Origin of the sequence: Gulosibacter sediminis (assembly GCF_014904065.1) — a bacterium.
GTDB classification, from domain to species: domain Bacteria; phylum Actinomycetota; class Actinomycetes; order Actinomycetales; family Microbacteriaceae; genus Gulosibacter; species Gulosibacter sediminis.
On the sequence record NZ_JACXJG010000052.1, the window covers coordinates 1 to 347 of the forward strand.

At 61.1% G+C, this 347-nt stretch carries 1 protein-coding gene; it reads left to right on the forward strand.

All coding sequences use genetic code 11. The features are described from left to right. Positions 1-77: 77 nt before the first annotated feature. Positions 78-347 (forward strand): transposase (locus ID132_RS12920; protein WP_193128812.1); only part of this gene is annotated, 270 nt, incomplete at its 3' end.

The following is a 347-nucleotide window of genomic DNA, read 5'->3' on the forward strand; positions in this document are numbered from 1 at the left end:
TCGGGACTGCCGAAGGTTTGGTTGACTCCAAGACCGCATGATTCCTGAGAGGGCGTCGTGCTGAAAGGATGGCAACCATGCCGAAGATCACCTACACCGACGAGTTCAAGCGCGACGCGGTCGCGTTGGTCGAGTCGGGTATCCCTCAAAAGCAGGTCGTCAAGGACCTCGGAGTGGCGAAAACCACGCTGCAGGCATGGCTCCGTGACGCGAGGTTCAAGTCCTATGGGATGACCCCGACCACCGATCCAGAGGCGCGCAAGGACATGTCGCAGGCACTGCGTCGGATCCGGGAGTTGGAGATGGAAAACGAGGTGCTACGGCGCGCGGCGGCGTATCTGTCGCAG